This window comes from Rothia nasisuis, assembly GCF_928381405.1.
In the GTDB taxonomy this organism is placed as follows: Bacteria; Actinomycetota; Actinomycetes; order Actinomycetales; family Micrococcaceae; genus Rothia; species Rothia nasisuis.
Window position 1 is genome coordinate 49,781 of sequence record NZ_CAKMSB010000005.1, and the last position, 17,187, is coordinate 66,967.

General features: G+C 57.3%; 17 protein-coding genes. 7 read left to right on the forward strand and 10 right to left on the reverse strand.

The features are described 5' to 3' along the window. Positions 1 to 16: 16 nt before the first annotated feature. The 4 genes from L6966_RS05795 to L6966_RS05810 all read right to left on the reverse strand — a co-directional run bounded on the left by L6966_RS05795 (position 17) and on the right by L6966_RS05810 (position 4,775). Positions 17 to 1,348, reverse strand: coding sequence for a M16 family metallopeptidase (locus L6966_RS05795; RefSeq protein WP_237224598.1), 1,332 nt, complete (start codon positions 1,346 to 1,348; stop codon positions 17 to 19). A 117-nt stretch (positions 1,349 to 1,465) separates the two neighbouring features. After that, entirely contained in the window at positions 1,466 to 3,697 is a 2,232-nt protein-coding gene (locus tag L6966_RS05800; RefSeq protein WP_083093540.1) for a polyribonucleotide nucleotidyltransferase, read from the reverse strand. Positions 3,698 to 3,936: 239 nt separating this feature from the next. Next, entirely contained in the window at positions 3,937 to 4,206 is a 270-nt protein-coding gene (gene rpsO, locus L6966_RS05805) for a 30S ribosomal protein S15 (RefSeq protein ID WP_083093538.1), read from the reverse strand. A gap of 266 nt (positions 4,207 to 4,472) precedes the next feature. Continuing rightward, positions 4,473 to 4,775 (reverse strand): hypothetical protein, encoded by a 303-nt coding sequence (locus L6966_RS05810; RefSeq protein ID WP_237224564.1) that lies wholly within the window; start codon positions 4,773 to 4,775, stop codon positions 4,473 to 4,475. 87 nt (positions 4,776 to 4,862) lie between these two features. Between L6966_RS05810 and L6966_RS05815 the strand changes: the two genes are divergently transcribed. From L6966_RS05815 to L6966_RS05825, 3 genes are read left to right on the forward strand one after another with little or no spacing between them, the layout of a single operon-like run. Beyond that, positions 4,863 to 5,345, forward strand: a complete 483-nt coding sequence (locus tag L6966_RS05815) for an S-ribosylhomocysteine lyase (protein WP_083093534.1) — start codon at positions 4,863 to 4,865, stop codon at positions 5,343 to 5,345. Beyond that, positions 5,345 to 6,085: a 5'-methylthioadenosine/S-adenosylhomocysteine nucleosidase gene (mtnN, locus tag L6966_RS05820; RefSeq protein WP_237233056.1), complete on the forward strand. Its 741-nt coding sequence runs from the start codon at positions 5,345 to 5,347 to the stop codon at positions 6,083 to 6,085. Before L6966_RS05815 ends, mtnN begins: the two co-directional genes overlap by 1 nt. Before the next feature lie 36 nt (positions 6,086 to 6,121). Next, on the forward strand, positions 6,122 to 6,946 hold the full coding sequence (locus tag L6966_RS05825) for an aldo/keto reductase (protein ID WP_083093532.1): 825 nt from the start codon (positions 6,122 to 6,124) through the stop codon (positions 6,944 to 6,946). A gap of 145 nt (positions 6,947 to 7,091) precedes the next feature. Here the strand turns inward: L6966_RS05825 and L6966_RS05830 are convergent, their stop codons facing one another. Continuing rightward, entirely contained in the window at positions 7,092 to 8,048 is a 957-nt protein-coding gene (locus L6966_RS05830) for a bifunctional riboflavin kinase/FAD synthetase (protein ID WP_083093530.1), read from the reverse strand. 382 nt (positions 8,049 to 8,430) lie between these two features. Here L6966_RS05830 and L6966_RS05835 point away from each other — a divergent pair, with 382 nt between their 5' ends. The 4 genes from L6966_RS05835 to L6966_RS05845 all read left to right on the forward strand — a co-directional run bounded on the left by L6966_RS05835 (position 8,431) and on the right by L6966_RS05845 (position 11,328). Continuing rightward, complete coding sequence (locus L6966_RS05835) at positions 8,431 to 9,213, forward strand: SDR family NAD(P)-dependent oxidoreductase (protein ID WP_237233057.1); 783 nt, start codon at positions 8,431 to 8,433, stop codon at positions 9,211 to 9,213. Positions 9,214 to 9,229: 16 nt separating this feature from the next. After that, positions 9,230 to 9,793 (forward strand): flavodoxin family protein, encoded by a 564-nt coding sequence (locus L6966_RS05840; protein WP_237233058.1) that lies wholly within the window; start codon positions 9,230 to 9,232, stop codon positions 9,791 to 9,793. Between the two features lie 388 nt (positions 9,794 to 10,181). Continuing rightward, positions 10,182 to 10,667: an AMP-binding protein gene (locus L6966_RS12195; RefSeq protein ID WP_272879246.1), complete on the forward strand. Its 486-nt coding sequence runs from the start codon at positions 10,182 to 10,184 to the stop codon at positions 10,665 to 10,667. Positions 10,668 to 10,845: 178 nt separating this feature from the next. Beyond that, a complete protein-coding gene (locus L6966_RS05845; RefSeq protein ID WP_083093522.1) occupies positions 10,846 to 11,328 on the forward strand; it encodes an RrF2 family transcriptional regulator in 483 nt (160 codons plus the stop codon). A gap of 207 nt (positions 11,329 to 11,535) precedes the next feature. Here the strand turns inward: L6966_RS05845 and L6966_RS05850 are convergent, their stop codons facing one another. The 5 genes from L6966_RS05850 to infB all read right to left on the reverse strand — a co-directional run bounded on the left by L6966_RS05850 (position 11,536) and on the right by infB (position 17,030). After that, positions 11,536 to 11,961: a hypothetical protein gene (locus L6966_RS05850; protein WP_237233059.1), complete on the reverse strand. Its 426-nt coding sequence runs from the start codon at positions 11,959 to 11,961 to the stop codon at positions 11,536 to 11,538. A gap of 124 nt (positions 11,962 to 12,085) precedes the next feature. Continuing rightward, complete coding sequence (locus L6966_RS05855; RefSeq protein ID WP_237233060.1) at positions 12,086 to 12,460, reverse strand: hypothetical protein; 375 nt, start codon at positions 12,458 to 12,460, stop codon at positions 12,086 to 12,088. A gap of 6 nt (positions 12,461 to 12,466) precedes the next feature. After that, the gene (gene truB, locus L6966_RS05860) at positions 12,467 to 13,513 is read right to left on the reverse strand and encodes a tRNA pseudouridine(55) synthase TruB (protein ID WP_237233061.1); all 1,047 of its coding nucleotides are present in this window, start codon (positions 13,511 to 13,513) and stop codon (positions 12,467 to 12,469) included. Between the two features lie 5 nt (positions 13,514 to 13,518). Beyond that, positions 13,519 to 13,956 (reverse strand): 30S ribosome-binding factor RbfA, encoded by a 438-nt coding sequence (gene rbfA, locus L6966_RS05865; RefSeq protein ID WP_237224556.1) that lies wholly within the window; start codon positions 13,954 to 13,956, stop codon positions 13,519 to 13,521. A 242-nt stretch (positions 13,957 to 14,198) separates the two neighbouring features. Continuing rightward, positions 14,199 to 17,030, reverse strand: coding sequence for a translation initiation factor IF-2 (infB, locus tag L6966_RS05870; RefSeq protein ID WP_237233062.1), 2,832 nt, complete (start codon positions 17,028 to 17,030; stop codon positions 14,199 to 14,201). Positions 17,031 to 17,187: the final 157 nt, after the last annotated feature.

Below are 17,187 nucleotides of genomic sequence, written 5' to 3' on the forward strand. Positions count from 1 at the left end.
GGGCGGGCACAGACAGCTATTTGACGACGGTAGTCACCCACTCCTGCGCAGCCAGGTAGCGAGTCAGCTCGTTGACCTGCTCCAGGGTGACGGACCTGACATTCCCCAGTAACTCGTCGATTGACGTGAACTTTCCCGAGTCCAGCTCAGCCCGCCCTAAACGGCTCATACGGGATCCTGCGTCCTCGCTCCCTAGCACCGTGGAGCCACCCAGCTGCCCCACAACCTTCTCCAGTTCCTCCTGGGTAATACCGTCATGCACAACATCATCAAAGGTCGAACGCATCAGCTCGGCTACCTGCCCCGCCTTAGCTGGGAGGCACCCTGCGTACATGCCAAAGTACCCGGCATCTGAGTACGACCCGGTAAAGGAGAAGGTCGAATAGGCCAGGCCACGCTTCTCACGAATTTCTTGAAAGAGACGCGATGACATGCCCCCGCCAAGGGCGGAGTTAAGCACGCTCATGGCGAAGCGGCGGTCGTCTCCGGCGATCAACCCCGGGCAGCCCATCACAATATTGGTCTGCTCGAAACCCTTATCGAGGGTCTTCTCACGGGCACCGGGCAATACCGGGCTGGGCACCCGTTCGCGCCTGGGAGCAGGTGCCGCACCTTCCTCTAAATGCCAGCCACGGTTAGACAGAGACTCCAGTACCAGGTTCACGATTTCGGCGTGATTGAGGCTACCGGCAGCTGAAATGACCAGGCGGTCAGGCGTGTAAAACTTTTTGTAGTGTTCCCAGACCTTATCGCGGGCAACCTCGGTAATTTCAGCGGGAGTGCCACCGATAGGGCGCCCCAGGGGATTCTCACCCATGAGCTGTTCGATGAAGGATTCGAAGGCGACGTCGGTGGGGTCGTCCTGATCCATGGCGATTTCTTCGAGGATGACGCCACGCTCCTGCTCCAGCAGGGCCGGGTCAAGCACGGCACCGGTGACCATGTCTGCGATGACGTCGATGGCCATGGCTGTGTCATCGTCAAGCACGCGGGCGTAGTAGCAGGTGTGCTCCTTGGCGGTGAGGGCATTAGACTCTCCGCCGACCCTGTCAAAAGCGTGCGCAATATCGAGGGCACTGCGGCTTTCGGTGCCTTTGAAGAGTAGGTGTTCGAGAAAGTGGGTGGACCCCAGCATACCGGGCTGTTCGTCACGGGATCCAACCCCCACCCAGAAGCCTATGGAGACGGAGCGCTGTGAGGGCATGCGCTCGGTCAGCACCCGGACGCCTCCGGGTAGCACGGACCGTCGCACCTCGTTGCCACCGCCACCGGAATAGATTAGGCGGCCGGTACGGTAGTTAAGCTCGTCGGTGAGCTCGTTCAATTCCAGGGGTAAAAGGACGGGCATGGTGACCTTTCCATCGGCGGTATTCGCGTCAGCGGGGTGGGCATAAGGGAAGGGGGCAGGCACGGCCGGTGCCTACCCCCTCGTCAGATTCGAGGAGCCGGATCACTTCAGAAGGGTTTATTCTTCGTCCTCGCCGGTGTATTCACCTTCAGCGACGACGGGCACCAGGGAAAGCTTGCCGCGGTCATCGACCTTGGAAATCTCGACCTGAACCTTCTGGCCCACACCGACCACGTCCTCCACGTCCTCCACGCGCTTGCCGTCGTTGAGCTTGCGCAGCTCAGAGATATGTAGCAGGCCGTCCTTGCCGGGGGTGAGTGAGATGAAAGCACCGAAGGCAGTGGTTTTGACGACGGTGCCCAGGTAGCGTTCGCCCAGTTCGGGTACCTGCGGGTTAGCAATCGCGTTGATTGCTGCGCGGGCTGCCTCGGCTGAGGGGCCGTCGATGGCACCAATGTAGACGGTGCCGTCGTCCTCAATCGAGATGTCGGTGCCGGTGTCTTCCTGAATCTGGTTGATCATCTTGCCCTTGGGGCCAATAACCTCACCGATCTTGGCGACGGGAACCTGCACGGAAATGACCCGGGGAGCGAAGTCGCTCATCTCGTCGGGGGCATCAATCGCTGCGTTAATGACCTCGAGGATGTGCAGGCGGGCCTCGCGAGCCTGGGTCAGGGCACCGGCCAGAACTGAGGCGGGGATGCCGTCAAGCTTGGTGTCCAGTTGGATGGCGGTGACGAACTCGCTGGTACCTGCAACCTTGAAGTCCATGTCGCCCAGGGCGTCCTCAGCGCCAAGAATATCGGTCAGGGCTGCGTAGCGGGTTTCACCGTCAACCTCGTCGGAGACCAGGCCCATAGCGATACCGGCGACGGGCGCGCGCAGGGGCACACCGGCGTTGAGCAGGGAGAGGGTTGAGGCGCACACCGACCCCATGGAGGTTGAGCCGTTGGAGCCAAGGGCCTCTGAAACCTGGCGGATTGCGTAGGGGAAATCTTCGCGCGAGGGCAGGATCGGGGTGATAGCGCGCTCAGCGAGTGCACCGTGACCGATTTCGCGGCGCTTGGGTGAGCCCACGCGGCCGGTTTCACCGGTTGAGTAGGGCGGGAAGTTGTAGTGGTGGATGTAGCGCTTGGACTTGACCGGGTAGAGGGAGTCAAGCTGCTGCTCCATCTTGAGCATGTTGAGGGTGGTGACGCCCATGATCTGGGTTTCACCGCGCTCGAAGATAGCAGAGCCGTGCACACGGGGCAGAACCTCAACCTCGGCTGTCAGCTGGCGGATATCGGTCAGGCCGCGGCCGTCAATACGAATCTGCTCGGTCAGAATGCGCTGGCGCACAATGTGCTTGGTCAGGGCGTTGAAGGCGGCATTGACCTCGTCAACGCGACCCTCGAATTCCTTGCCTTCGCCGGCCAGGCTCTCTTCGATTTCCTGCTGCAGGTCAGCGGATGCGTTTTCGCGATCCTGCTTACCGGCGATGGAGTAGACTTCAACGATCTTGGATTCAAAGGCCTTGACTGCCTCATCGATTTCTGCGGCGCGTTCGCCGAATACGGGCAGGTCAAGGGCGGGCTTGCCCGCACGCTCAGCCAGGTCGGCCTGGGCCTTGCAGAGGGCGGCGATGAAGGGCTTGGCGGCCTCAAGGCCCTGGGCGACGACCTCTTCGGTGGGGGCGGTGGCGCCGTCTTCCTTGATCAGCTTCCAGGAGTTATCGGTTGCTTCAGCTTCAACCATCATGATGGCAACATCTTCGGTACCGTCAGCCTTGGTCACAACGCGACCGGCTACAGCCATATCAAAGACGGCGTTCTCCAGCTGGGAGTGCTTGGGGAAGGCGACCCACTGACCGTCAATCAGGGCCACGCGCACGCCACCGACGGGGCCCGCGAAGGGGGCACCTGACAGGGTGGTTGAGGCTGATGCTGCGTTGATGGCGACGGTGTTGTAGATTTCGTCGGGTTCGATGGTCAGGACGGTGACGACAACCTGAACCTCGTTGCGGATGCCCTTGCGGAAGGCGGGGCGTAGGGGGCGGTCAATCAGACGCGCAGCCAGGATTGCTTCGGTTGAGGGGCGGCCCTCACGGCGGAAGAAGGAGCCGGGGATTTTACCGGCTGCGTACATGCGCTCTTCAACGTCGACGGTGAGGGGGAAGAAGTCGAATCCCTCGCGGGGTGACTTGCCAATGGCGGTAGCTGAGAGCAGGGTGGTTTCTTCATCGATGGTGACGAGAACCGAACCTGCGGCCTGCTTGGCTAGACGGCCGGTTTCAAAGCGGACGACGCGCTGGCCGAATTTGCCGTTGTCAATGATTGCTTCTGCAAACTGAATTTCGGGACCTTCCAAGGTTCCTCCATTTCTTGTGTCTGTGCCGCGCCTTCGGTCGTCGATTGAGGCCCACAGGTTCCTAACCTTGAGAGTTTTCTGTAGACCGCTACCGATGACCGCGAAAACACGCGGCGACTTTTCTATATTTTTGGGGATGTGGGTGCGGGTGAGGGCGTCACCGCCGCCTTGACTGCGTCCTTGTGGTAGTCACTAGGACGCTAGGGGCCGGGTGCCGCCCTCACGCTCACAGACCTTGTTTATCGGCGGATACCGAGGCGCTCGATGAGCGCGCGGTAACGTTCGATGTCGATGCTCTTGAGGTAGCCGAGCAGGTTGCGGCGGCGACCGACGAGAATCATCAGACCACGGCGTGAGTGGTGGTCGTGCTTGTGGAACTTGAGGTGTTCGGTCAGGTCGGTGATACGACGAGTCAGAACTGCAACCTGAACCTCGGGTGAACCGGTGTCACCTTCGTGGGTTGCGTATTCCTTCATGATTTCCTGCTTGATCTTAGGATCAAGGGCCATGGTGTAACTCCTAGAGTTAGTGCCGTGTGCGGCCCGGTCAATATTTTTACTGCCGGGTTGAGGGCGCTCGGCCAGGGCCGGGGCTTCTGCGTGCAACTGCCACGGACTGCGGTCACACACGAAGTCAACTCTACCGTACGGCACCCACCTGCGGGAAGAGCAGGGCCGATAGGGGCTTGCTCACCTGGCCTGAGAATAGGCCCCGCTTACTTTCCTACACCTGCACTGGTTGCAAGGTAGACGGTGCGGGGAAAGGTAGCAAACCTCTACTTCTTTTCGCGGCCGAAGGCCAGGGAGGCGAGCGCAGTAGCACCGGTAACGGCGCAAACGGCGGGCCAGGGGCCAATCTTCTTGTGCAGCACGTGGGAGTAGCCAAAACCTCCCAGGTAGACAGCGGTCAGGGCGGCAGCGGTGCCGGTTCCGGCGTTCTTCTTCCAGCCTGCAAAAGCAGCGGCACCACCGGCGGCCAGGGCAACCCCGCCCAGGGCGCGGACGTTGGTGACTCGGGCAACCTTGTAGCCGCCCGTCAGGCCGGCTGAGGCAGCAGCGGTGGGAATCAGTACGTTCATTGCAAACTCCAATCAATCGTGAACACTTATGTCTTAGCCTACTCCCCCAGCTAGCGCGACCTGCCTAAGTGCGAGAGAATGGTAAGCATGCAAATCACTGAGAATTTTGAGAAGCAGAAGACCAACGTTGAGTCCTTCGATCTGGATCACACCGCTGTGGCGGCCCCCTATGTGCGCGTAGCCGACCGCAAGACCCTGCCGGGCGGGGACGTCCTCATCAAATACGACGTACGTTTCACCCAGCCCAACAGAGCCCACCTAGATATGAAGGCTGTGCACTCCATCGAGCACATGACCGCCCACCACATGCGCAACCATACCGACGCACTCATTGACTTCTCCCCCATGGGCTGCCAGACCGGCTTCTACGCCCTGACCTTAGGTCTTGAGCCTGAAGATTTCATGCAGATTCTTGAGGCAACAATGAGCGATCTGCTCCAGGCTGATGAGGTTCCCGCCGCTAACGAGGTTCAGTGCGGCTGGGGGGCCAACCACTCCCTCACTGAGGCCCAGGCAGCTGTGCGAGACTTTCTGGATCGCAAGGACGAGTGGTCACAGGTGATGGCCTAATGGCAGGTTTCGCGCTCCCCGCCGGCTTTGACAACGCCGCTATTATTCAGGTTGCCATGGATGAAGAAGCCGCGCCCTTTCTGGCCGCCACCGAGCCCCATGGTGACGCCTACTCCTTGGGTGAGGCGCTCTTCTACCCCCGTTCCTTGACAAGCGACACCGATGAGTTCAAGCTTCTACTGGTGCGTTCTAAGATTGGTCTCGTCAATGCTGCCAGCGCACTGTCTGTGGCGCTGGCGCTGGTGCCCACCCCGCGTGTGCTGGTGTCCGCTGGCACAGCAGGCGGCCTGCGCGCCGACGTCAACGTGGGCGACCTCGTGCTGGGCACCGAGTACACCTACGCAGACGCGGACGCCACCGCCTTCGGCTACACGTTCGGGCAGGTGCCCGGTATGCCCGCCACCTACGCAACCGACCCCTCGCTGGTAGCCAAGGCTGAAGCTGCTGCCGCTGCTTACACGGGCGCGGGCACTCCCCTGTTCGGGCAGATGCTGGCCGGTGGCTCCTTCGTGACCGCTCACAACGTGAAGAATACCCGCGAGCTCTTCCCGCAGGCGCTCTCTACCGATATGGAAACCACAGCCCTGGCCCAGGTAGCTTCGAGCCGCAACCTGCCCTTCATCGCCGTTCGCGGTATCTCCGATCTCTGCGGCCCAGCTGCCGACCAGGACTTTCACATGGATGCCCCCATCGTTGCCGAACGCAGTGCCGCCCTCACCCTCGATATAATCAGCCGCTAACCGACATCCACACCGCACACCTGAGAGGAACCCCAAGTGCAAAACCATATTCTCCGTGACGGTAACTCCATCCCTCCTCTGGGTTTGGGAACCTACCCGCTCAATGACGTTGAAGCTGAAATCGCCGTCTCTGAGGCTATCGTTCGCGGCTACCGCCTGATTGACACGGCCGTGAACTATAAGAACGAAATAGGTGTCGCCCGTGGCGTGCTACGCTCGGGCACCCCGCGTGACGAAATTTTTGTGCAGTCCAAGTTGCCCGGGCGCGACCACAGCTATGAGGGGGCGCTACGCTCGCTCGAAGGATCGCTACAGCGTATGGGCTTGGACTACCTGGACGCCTACCTCATCCACTGGCCCAACCCCTCACAGGGCCTCTACGTAGATACCTGGCGCGGGCTCATCAAGGCTCAGGAGGAAGGCCTGGTTAAGTCTATTGGTGTGAGCAATTTTCTGCCCGAGCACATTGACCGGCTTATCGAAGAGACCGGCGTAGCCCCGGCCATCAACCAGATTGAGTTACACCCCTACTCGCAGAAACGCGACTGGGCCGCCTACAACCTTGAACACGCCATCTTGACCCAGTGCTGGTCACCGCTGGGCAGGGGTACCGATTTGCTTAAGGACGCGGAGCTGGCAGCTATTGCGGCGGAGACCGGCAAGACTGCGGGGCAGGTGATTCTGCGTTGGGAGGTTCAAAAACTCCACGTGCCACTGCCTAAGACTGGGAGCCCTGACCGCATGGAGGAGAACCTGGCCGTCTTTGACTGGGAGCTGACCGATAAGCAGATGGCCCGTCTTGATGCGCTTGAGGCAGGCCTGGGCCGGGGCTTCGACCCGAACACCCACGAAGAAATGTGATATCTGGGCAGGCAGGCTCACGCTCGCTGTGAGCCTGCCGTGTTCCCCTACCGCGCTGACCGCCACGTAAGCGGGATGTAGAGATGACATGTAGAAGTTCCCGGACATAACGGCTGCTATTTTCCGGGAACTTTTTATATGCAATTTAGCTGATACCAAGAATGTTTTTGGCCTGTTCGACGTCCGCGTGAATCTGTTCAATCAGCGCTTCTACGCCAGTGTAGGCGACCATACCGCGCAGGTAGTCCACGAATTCGAGGGTGACATGTTGGCCGTAGAGATCAAAATCTTCTACTCGTTCGGCTGGTCGGCCAATCACGTGGGCCTCAACCTGGCGGGTGGTAATCCCCTCAAAGGTTGGGTTGGTACCAACAGAGACAGCTACGGGGTGGCGGGTTCCAGTCTCGTCGATGAGCCAGCCCGCGTAGACCCCGTCGCCGGGCACCAGGCCGATCGAGTCAACGTCCATGTTAGCGGTGGGAAAACCCAGTTCGCGGCCGCGGGCGGCGCCGTGCACCACCTCGCCGCTCATGTAGTGGGGGCGGCCCAGTATGGCGGCGGCATCTTTCACCCGGCCCTCTGCCAGTAACTTGCGGATGGAGGTTGAGGAGCAGCGGCGGTCGTCGTGGGCGAGCAGGTCTTCAACAACAAGAACCTCAAAACCGTAGTGCTCCCCCAGCTCTTTCATGGTGGTCAAATCACCGGAGTTTTGCTTGCCAAAGCGCACGTCGTCACCGATAACAACGTACTGGGCGTGCAGGGCATCCACGAAGGTACGCTTGACGAATTCTTCTGGGGTCTGTGCGGCGAACGCTAGGTTGTAGTGCAACAACAGATAGACATCGACGCCCAAATCAGCCATGAGCTGCTGGCGGTCGTCCTGCCCCATGATTTCGATGTGGACGCCAGCTGGCCCGTGCACGCGCGCGGGGTGAGGGTCAAAGGAGACTGCGACGCTGGTGAGCTGGTGAGCGCGGGCGGTGGCGACCAGGGTGGTCAGCACCTTCTGGTGGCCGATATGTACGCCGTCAAAATTGCCGAGGGTGACCACGGTGGGGCCGAAGCCTGTAGGTAGCTGGGCCAGATCGGTGTAGCGCTTCACGGTGCTCCTTGGGGTGTCTTGCTCGTGTCTATACTACGCGGTTTACGGTGGAGGCGCACTGTGTGGAACTGCTCTAGCCAAGTCTTACTATCTCGAACATCAGCTACCCGCCTCGCCTCTTCTATGAGTTTGAGACCTTCTGGGGTCGCCTGTTATTTATCCCGAGCTCCGTAACTGCCCGCAGGTTACTATCAAGGCTCCTGGGCAAGGCTTTATAACCTGAAATAGTGAGTGACCATGAATCCCGAGTCAACCTCACTGCTAGAGACTGAAAACCGAGAGCCAGCACATCTTTATACGACAGAGGTGCCATGTTCATCTCAGTTGTCGCTAGACAAGCCCGATTTTGAAGTATACAGTGAATCATAGACCAATTTGGTCCATGATTGAATGGTTCAACATTTCAGGAGTATCAATGAGGCAGAAACTAGCCCTTATCACCGGCGCAAGTAGAGGAATTGGCAAAGAAACCACCCGAACCCTCCTGGCGCAAGGCTACGACGTAATTGCGCATTCACGCACACCGGGCGATTGGCAGGAGGGCCTTGAGCGAGCTGCTGTTGAGAATCAGTCGAAAGTATATTTTGTCTTCGCAACCTTAGGAGAGGGCCCCATCGCAGACGAGCTATGGGAAAATATCGACCAGAAGATTGGCAACCGCCCACTCGATACCGTTATTTTTAACGCTGGGAATGCACCCTTCGGAAACGTCAAAAATCTTTCACCTCTGGAGCTGAGCAAACTATTTTCACTCAACACTGTTGCCCCATACGCGCTAACACCAGGTGCTATCAAGCGCCTCACAAAGCCAGGTGGCCAAATTTTATACATCGGCTCAGGCCTAACTCGCTATGCGTATCCTGATTTAACTGGATATGGTATGACAAAGATAGCCTTGGAGTATCTTTCAAAAAACGTTGCCTTCGAATTTGGCAAAGAAGGAATCACATCAAATGTCGTTGCACCTGGTGTAGTAGATACTGATTTGAACGCAAGGTGGCTACGGGGCAACGAGGAAGCAACGGAATACACCAAATCCACAACAGCTTTGCGTAGAATAGCTTCCCCGGAGGATATCGCCCAGTCGATTTATTTGCTCCTTTCCTCAAAGTCTCCAACTATCACAGGCCAGACAATCGACCTTTCCTTTGGTACAAATCTATAATGCAGAGGTTTTTCTTATGTCAAATAAAATTGCGCTGATTTATCACAGCTCAACTGGAGCTACAGAACATTTAGCCAAAATTGCTAAGAAGTATATTGAAGATCTTGAAGAGGTGGATGTTCTTGAGGTCTATATTCCAGAGATTGAAGAACACGAGAAGACTCTGAGGGCTCATGAGCGTGGCGCTCAGGTATTGCGTGAGGCCGATGCAGTCTTGTGGGGCGTCCCCGGTCGTTTTGGCTCTTTGTCCGCACCTTTAAAGTACTTTATCGATAGCCTATTACCTTTGCACCAAGAACAGGTTCTGCGCGATCTCCCAATGGCGACTTTTGTGGCTACAGGAAGTGCGCATGGCGGGCAAGAAACAGTTATCACTGGGATGAATACTATTTTCACCCATTGGGGAGCCCTACCGATCTCAATGGGTGCTCACGGGGAGTATACCTCTCACCCTGTATGGGGCAACCCTTACGGAGTCTCAGATGCCCAATCTATACACTCCGATAGTAATTCTGCCTATGTCGAACACTTACACGGCTCAATGAAAGAGCTTGTTGAACGAGTGTTACGTTTCATCTAGAAGTAGCGGAGTCAGTAGTCTTTCTACTGGCTCCGCTTGTGAGGTTTCTTCAAAGTTTTCTTTTATACTTGGTAACACCTAAACGCTTAAAGGCCAATCCTGAACTAGTTAATTACCGGAATCACTCCTAAGTACTTGAAAATATGTTGAACAGCTCTCACCGGGTCTACAAATATCGCAATTCATAACTACACATGATTAGGAACTCTAATGTTGTTTTCCAAAACCCTTCAAGACTGGATTGCCCCTCACCCAGAGCCTTTGCGTATTTACGAGAATTTATACAAGTACGCTTTACAGCATCCAAGCACTCCGATATATTTTGACAAAAAACTGAGCACATTTCCAGAATTAGGAATAAAAACTACTTATCTACAGGTGGCTCAGTCTGTCGCTTCAAAAGGGGGAAACCCTCCTCTCACTGGGAATCAAATCTGGTGATAAAGTTATCATATTTAAATCAGCAAATTTTGATAGCTATCTTCTCGCTAATTCCGTTTCTTACGCTGGGGCAGTTGTTATTATGATTTCTCCCCATTCCACCTCTGAGGTTTTCGCACAGCTACACAACCGTCTTAATAATTCTTGGGTTATTTTTGATGATGAGACTAGGACTCAAGTTGAATATACAGATATCCCATCTACTAGGAAAATTGATTGTCTGGAACTCTCCAATGAGAAGCTAATTTCCAGCCAGACAGAAATTTCTCCTAGAAGATGGGGAACTGAAGACTCAATTGTTTACATGACTCACACCCCAGGAACAACAGGAATTCCAAAGCTTATTGCCCTCTCTCCAAATTCCATGAGGTGGAGAGTTATCTTTCAACGCAGAATGATTAGTGGGGTCTATCAATCCGGTATCGCTGCATGAATTGATTGAGGGGTCACTATGGTGGTAAAATTAATTTTTGGTTTGCACGAGGTTACCTCTAACGATGTCTCACACATTTTTACCTCATCAGCGTGATTTTGTCTTGTTGGTTGGGGTGATAGTGTTAGTTCTCTCGGGCAGTCCTCAAAATCTCTATAAATTCTAAAACAGGAAAAACATGAAATTATCATCTGGCGTAGAATATATTTCTCACTGCTTAGTGGTACTGGCAATTGCAGAGCCAAACAGGCCGGTACCTCGTAGAATTTTAAGCCAGATGTTTGATATCCCTGAAGCCTTTCTTGCTAAGCAACTACAGATGCTTTCTAAAGCAGAAATTATCAATGCTTCCACCGGTCCCAGCGGGGGTTTCACCCTTGCTCAAAACGCTCTCGAAATTTCTCTTCTAGATGTTGTCGAAGCACTTGAAGGAAGACGCCCATTTTTTAATTGTTCTGAGATTCGCTGTAAAGGTATCTTCTCCAACTTTTCGGAGGAAATTAAAAAACAAGGGAACTGTGCCATTCATAAAAGCATGATACAAGCTGAAGAACAATGGCGTAGCAGTCTTTCCCAAAGCACAATATCAAATCTTGTTAATTCCCTGTCTCCGAAAGATCGAGGATTTATAGAAGATTTTTTGAAAAAAGAACTATCTTAACTAAGGCTTAACTTATAAAGGACCACAAAGGTTCAACGGCCTTGCGGTCTTTATGAAAGGCACTTCGAGTAACGAGGCTTACTCAAAAATGCCCATATACTCCAGAATCACGGCGCAGCCGCTGATACGAGCTAGCGTGAATCACCCGCATCAGCAAGAAAGGTGGTCGCTTCGCTCCACCACTTACTTTTAGTTCGCTGTCGTGAATTACTTGCCGGCGCGGGTCGGCCTGGTTTTGTTCAGCCACCACAACCCCACTACCGGCAGTACCAACGGAATGTAGCCGTAGCCAGAGCCGAAGTGCGACCAGACCGAGGGAATCTCAAAGTGCTCCGGCTGCAGGTAGGAGAAGATACCAATCAATAACACCCCAGCCATTTCGATGCTAACAGCGGCCAAAGAGAGCTTCCAGGCCCCCTCCCCCTTCTTGGCCAAGGCAACAGTAGCAACCAAGTAGATAGCCGCTGAAAGCGCCGAAAGAGTAATCGAAAGAGGAGCCTCATCAAACTTACGAATGAGCTGGTAAAGAGCCCGCGCCCCAGCCGAAAGGGTAAAGACGCCGTAGATAACCACGAGTAGTCGGCCAAAGCCGCTATTTTTCGTAGCGGCAGTTTTCATCTGTGTCTGGCTCATAATCTTTTCACTTCTCTCATGTACTGTGCTCATGCCTAAGTTTTAGTGCAAATACCTAAACGAGCGTTTCTAGCTCCTAGCGCAGGGTGTGCGCTTACTTTCTATCGCACCCCATAACACCGGCCTAATAGTAGTACCAGAGCATATTCATGCGGTGCACCATAATAATCAACACTGGGCCAGTCAGCCCCAGTACCAGCGTAGACCAATGCGTCCGCTCCGCCAGCGACCAGATAAAAGTACCCACCGGAATAATCATGGCCGTGAGCAGGTAGCCGTAGTATTCGAGCCAGTCGCCACTCGGCCCGCCCGTGACGGCCTGCATAATGATGGAGCCGACCAGGTAAATAACCAAAAAGGCCTCAAGCACAATGACGGAGCCCTGTGACCAGTCATCGGGGGCAGCACCGCGAAAGAAACGAATCAGGCAGATGACGAAAGAGGCTGTGCCAAGAAGGGCACAAACCCAGAACCAAAGGTCAAGACCGGCAATCATCATGGTGGGTCAGTCTTCCTTGAAAGTGGTGCCCGCCTCGAAAACGAGCACGGGGGTAGCTTGCATGCAGCCACGGACGCGGGTGTTTTCAATCAGGGCGACCAGGGTGCCGTTAGGGGCGAAGGCGGCGCTGATTCCCGCGCTGGTGGGCTTATTACTCCCGCCAGAGGAGCCAGTTTTCGTGCCCCTGGCAGCGGCCCCCGTTCCCTCGGTGGGGCTGATAGGCCTCCCGTTGGCTAGGTCGGTAGCCTCACAGGCGGTCAGTTCGCGCACTTCGAAGAGCCTGCGGGCTGCTCCTTCAAGAGGTAGCAGGGGCGCGGGTGTTCCGGCCTCGCGACCGGCAACCAGCTCTTCGAGGGCGTGGGCGTCCTCAGCGCCTATCTGACCAACGGCGGTGCGGCGCAGGGCGGTCAGGTGGGCACCGGTGCCCAGGGCGGACCCCAGATCTCGGGCCAGGGCACGAATGTAGGTACCGGCCGAGCAGACCACGGTCACATCAAGGTCAAGGACGTTCACCCCCACCTGACTCTCGCCCAGCAGGTAGGTGGCGTACCCCGGCCGCACATCGTGCACCTCAAAGGAGTACACGGTGACGGGGCGGGCTTCAAGTTCAACCTTTTCGCCCGAGCGCACCCGCGCGTAGGAGCGCACCCCGCCCACCTTGATTGCTGAAACAGCAGAGGGGACCTGCATGATCTTCCCGGTGAAGGCCGCAACCTGCCGAGCTATAGCGTCCTCGCTCACAGCCGCCAGCGCCTGCGGCTCAGCGACCGCGGTAACCTCGCCGTCCGCGTCATCGGTCAGGGTTGAGACGCCCAGGCGGATGGTGGCGGTATAGGTCTTGGTCTCCCCCACCACGTAGGTCAGCAGACGAGTTGCCTTGTTGACGCCGAGGACGAGCACGCCGGTAGCCATGGGGTCCAGGGTACCGGCGTGCCCTACCTTACGGGTACCGGCAATCCAACGAATCTTCGAGACGACGTCGTGGCTGGTCAACCCCGCAGGTTTATCAACGACAATCAGGCCAGAGGGGCCGCTAGCGGCTTTCTTAACCATGGGGTCTAGGCTTCGCCTTCTTCAGGCTCAGTACTCTTGTAGGCATCCTCACCGCCAGCATACTCGGCACCTTCGCGGGCAGCAGCCAGCTCGGCGTCACGCTCCTTGGTCTTGCGTAGCAAATCTTCAAGGTGAGCTGCGTTGACGGGCACCTCATCGGGAACAAAGGCAAGGGTGGGGGTCAGGCGGGCGGTGATGTTTTTCCCCACCTCAGAACGTAAAATTCCCTTGGCTGACTCTAGAGCTACCCGGGTGGAGGCTTGCTCCTCCTCAGAGCCAAAAACTGTGTAGTAGATGGTTGCGTGTTGCAGGTCGTTAGTGACGCGGGCGTCGGTGACGGTGATAAAGCCTAGGCGGGGATCCTTGATACGGCGTTCGAGGGCCTGAGCGACAATAACCTTGATACGGTCGGCCAGGCGGGCGGCACGTGCCGGATCTGCCATGGTGTTCTCCTTAGTATAAATCTTGTGTGTTGGTCTGAAACCAGTCTATCTATTAAAAAGATTCGGGTGAGCCAGCAAAAACCAGCCCACCCGAAATAGCCTAGGGACAGCTAGGTTACTTACCCGGTATGTCGGCGGGGCCGGGTGCCCCCAGAACCGACTGGTCGGGTCTGGCCTTTAAGGGATGCCGGCGGGTGGGGCGCCCCGCCCGCCGGCGTCCTTAGTATCAGCCAGGTATAAACCTAGACGCGGGGCTTCTCCTGCATCTCCCAGGTCTCAATGACATCGCCTTCTTTGATGTCGTTGAAGGAGCCCAGACCGATACCGCACTCGTAGCCTTCACGGACCTCGGTGGCGTCGTCCTTGAAGCGGCGCAGCGACTCAATCGTGAGGCTGTCAGCCACAACTGCACCGTCGCGCACCAGGCGAGCCTTGGAGTTGCGCTTGATAATGCCAGACTTGACGATGGAACCTGCAATGTTACCCCACTTGGAGGAGCGGAAGACTTCACGAATCTCGGCAGAGCCCAGTTCGACTTCTTCGTACTCGGGTTTGAGCATACCCTTGACGGCAGCCTCGACCTCTTCAATCGCACGGTAAATCACAGAGTAGAACTTCATTTCTACGCCCTCACGGTCGGCATACTCAGTGACACGCTCGGCGGGGCGAACGTTGAAGCCGATGATAATCGCGTTGTCCACGGTCGCCAGGTTAACGTCGTTCTGAGTAATTGCGCCCACACCGCGGTGGATAACGCGAATCTGAACCTCGTCGCCGCCAGCCTCAATCTTCATAAGTGACTCTTCCAGAGCTTCAACAGCACCGGAGACGTCGCCCTTAATAATCAGGTTGAGGGTGTCCATCTTGCCCTCAGCCACAGCGGCATCGAAGGATTCGAGGGTCACGCGCTTGCGGCGCTTAGCCAGCTGGGCGTTGCGGTCAGCGGCTTCACGCTTCTCAGCGATCTGGCGGGCGGTGCGCTCTTCCTCGGTAGAGAGGAAGGTGTCACCCGCACGGGGAACAGTGTTCAGGCCCAGCACCTGCACAGGGCGTGAGGGGCCAGCCTCTTGAACAGCGTTGCCGTTCTCATCAAACATGGCGCGCACACGACCGTAGGCAGAACCTGCCACGATAGCGTCACCCACGTGCAGAGTACCGGACTGTACTAGGACGGTTGCCACGGCACCGCGCCCCTTATCGAGGTTGGCTTCGATAGCTACACCGCGAGCCTCTTTGTTGGGGTTAGCCTTGAGTTCCAGAGCACCGTCTGCGGTCAGGGTGACAGCCGCCAGCAGCTCCTCGATGTTTATACCCTGGCGGGCTGAAACGTCAACGAACATGGTGTCGCCACCGTATTCTTCGGGCACCAGGCCGTACTCGGTCAGCTGGCCGCGGATCTTATCGGGGTTGGCGCCTTCCTTATCAATCTTGTTGACGGCCACCACAATCGGCACGTTGGCGGCCTGGGCGTGGTTGAGCGCTTCAACGGTCTGCGGCATCACACCATCATCGGCGGCAACCACCAGAATGGCGATGTCGGTGACCTTGGCACCACGGGCACGCATAGCGGTAAAAGCCTCGTGACCGGGGGTGTCAATAAAGGTCAGGTAGCGCTCTTCACCCTCAACCTCGGTGTGAATCTGGTAGGCGCCGATGTGCTGGGTAATGCCCCCTGCTTCACCCTCGATGACGTTGGTGTTACGGATAGCATCAAGCAGGCGGGTCTTACCATGATCAACGTGACCCATAACGGTCACAACGGGCGGGCGAATCTCAAGTACCTCGTCGTCCTCGGCCTCAGCCTCAGCGGCCAGGTTGATATCGAAAGACTCGAGTAGTTCGCGCTCCTCGTCCTCGGGCGAGACAATCTTGACCACGTAGCCAAGCTCGGCACCCAACAGCTCGAAGGTCTCTTCGTCGAGGGACTGGGTCTGGGTTGCCATCTCGCCCAGGTGGATTAGTACGGTCACCAGGGCCGCAGCATTTGCGCCAATCTTCTCAGCGAAGTCCATGAGTGAAGCACCGCGGCGCATACGGACCTCGGTAGTACCGTCACCGTGAGGTACGGCTACGCCACCGATAGTAGGCTGACGTAGCTGCTCTTCACGGCGCAGAGCTGACTTGGTCTTGCCCTTCTTCTTTTTGCCGCCACCGCGACCGAATGCACCCTGGGCATTACCGCGGCCGCCGCCGGCGCCACCGCGGCCCGGGCCACGGTTGAAGCCGCCGCCGGGGCCACCTGATCCGCGGCGAGGGCCGCCACCGGAATTACCGGAGGACGCCCCAACATTGCCGCTCATCTTGGTGGGCATCATGTTGGGTGAGGGGCGGTTGCCACCTGCGGGGCGAGGCGCGCCACCATCGGCAGGGCGGGGGGCACCTGCACCAGCTGGGCGGGGAGCGTTATTGCGGCCGCCAGCAGGACGCGGGCCACCTGCACCACCGGGGCGGGGGCCACCGGAGCGGCCTTCACTGCGAGCGTTACGGCCACCTGCGGGGCGGGGGCCACCGGAGCGGCCTTCACCACCGCGCTCGGTGCGGTCAGCGCGTTTGCCCATCCCCTGAGAGGGGGCGAAGGGGTTATTGCCGGGGCGGGGCCCGGGCTTGGCGCCAGCAGGTTTGGGGGCAGCGGGCTTGGGCGCTACGGGCTTGGGCGCTGCCATGCCCTGAGTCGTCGAGAAGGGGTTATTGCCGGGGCGGGGGCCAGCGGGCTTAGCTGCCTCGGGCTTATCAGCCTTGGGGGCAGCGGGTTCGGGCTTCGCCTGGGGCGTTGCTGCGGGCTTAGTACCAGTAGCAGGGGCCGCCTGGGTAGACGCTCCTGGCTTGGGAGCTGAATCGGTTGAGGGCGCAGCAGGTGCCTTGGAGGCAGTCTTTTTCTGGGCAGGTTTGTCTGACACTGCCTCAGCGTTAGCTGCGGCATTGGGGAAGGCTGCGCGGAGCTTCTTCACCACGGGCGGTTCGAGGGTAGACGATGCACCCTTAACGAACTCACCGAGTTCCTGAAGCTTAGCGACAGCTTCTTTAGAGGGGATTCCGAGTTCTTTAGCGATCTCGTGAACGCGGGGCTTAGCCACTTTTCTCCTGTTCTGGTTCGCACCGAACAGGGGCGAACCTTCAGTTTGTATGAGGGATCAGCTGATCTATAGCTGGGTTTTTGCCGGTGGGTGAGCACAGGAAAGTACTCATTGCGCGGCACTCATCGGGTTTCCATCAGTTTTCTGACTCGCTTTC

What these genes read in the sequence shown, in the direction of transcription:
- L6966_RS05795 (WP_237224598.1), bottom strand. Translation starts at nt 1,348, where the DNA reads ATGCCCGTCCTTTTACCCCTGGAATTGAACGAGCTCACCGACGAGCTT.
- rpsO (WP_083093538.1), bottom strand. Translation starts at nt 4,206, where the DNA reads ATGGCCCTTGATCCTAAGATCAAGCAGGAAATCATGAAGGAATACGCA.
- L6966_RS05810 (WP_237224564.1), bottom strand. Translation starts at nt 4,775, where the DNA reads ATGAACGTACTGATTCCCACCGCTGCTGCCTCAGCCGGCCTGACGGGC.
- L6966_RS05815 (WP_083093534.1), top strand. Translation starts at nt 4,863, where the DNA reads ATGCAAATCACTGAGAATTTTGAGAAGCAGAAGACCAACGTTGAGTCC.
- mtnN (WP_237233056.1), top strand. Translation starts at nt 5,345, where the DNA reads ATGGCAGGTTTCGCGCTCCCCGCCGGCTTTGACAACGCCGCTATTATT.
- L6966_RS05835 (WP_237233057.1), top strand. Translation starts at nt 8,431, where the DNA reads ATGATTGAATGGTTCAACATTTCAGGAGTATCAATGAGGCAGAAACTA.
- L6966_RS05840 (WP_237233058.1), top strand. Translation starts at nt 9,230, where the DNA reads ATGTCAAATAAAATTGCGCTGATTTATCACAGCTCAACTGGAGCTACA.
- L6966_RS05845 (WP_083093522.1), top strand. Translation starts at nt 10,846, where the DNA reads ATGAAATTATCATCTGGCGTAGAATATATTTCTCACTGCTTAGTGGTA.
- L6966_RS05850 (WP_237233059.1), bottom strand. Translation starts at nt 11,961, where the DNA reads ATGAGCCAGACACAGATGAAAACTGCCGCTACGAAAAATAGCGGCTTT.
- L6966_RS05855 (WP_237233060.1), bottom strand. Translation starts at nt 12,460, where the DNA reads ATGATGATTGCCGGTCTTGACCTTTGGTTCTGGGTTTGTGCCCTTCTT.
- truB (WP_237233061.1), bottom strand. Translation starts at nt 13,513, where the DNA reads ATGGTTAAGAAAGCCGCTAGCGGCCCCTCTGGCCTGATTGTCGTTGAT.
- rbfA (WP_237224556.1), bottom strand. Translation starts at nt 13,956, where the DNA reads ATGGCAGATCCGGCACGTGCCGCCCGCCTGGCCGACCGTATCAAGGTT.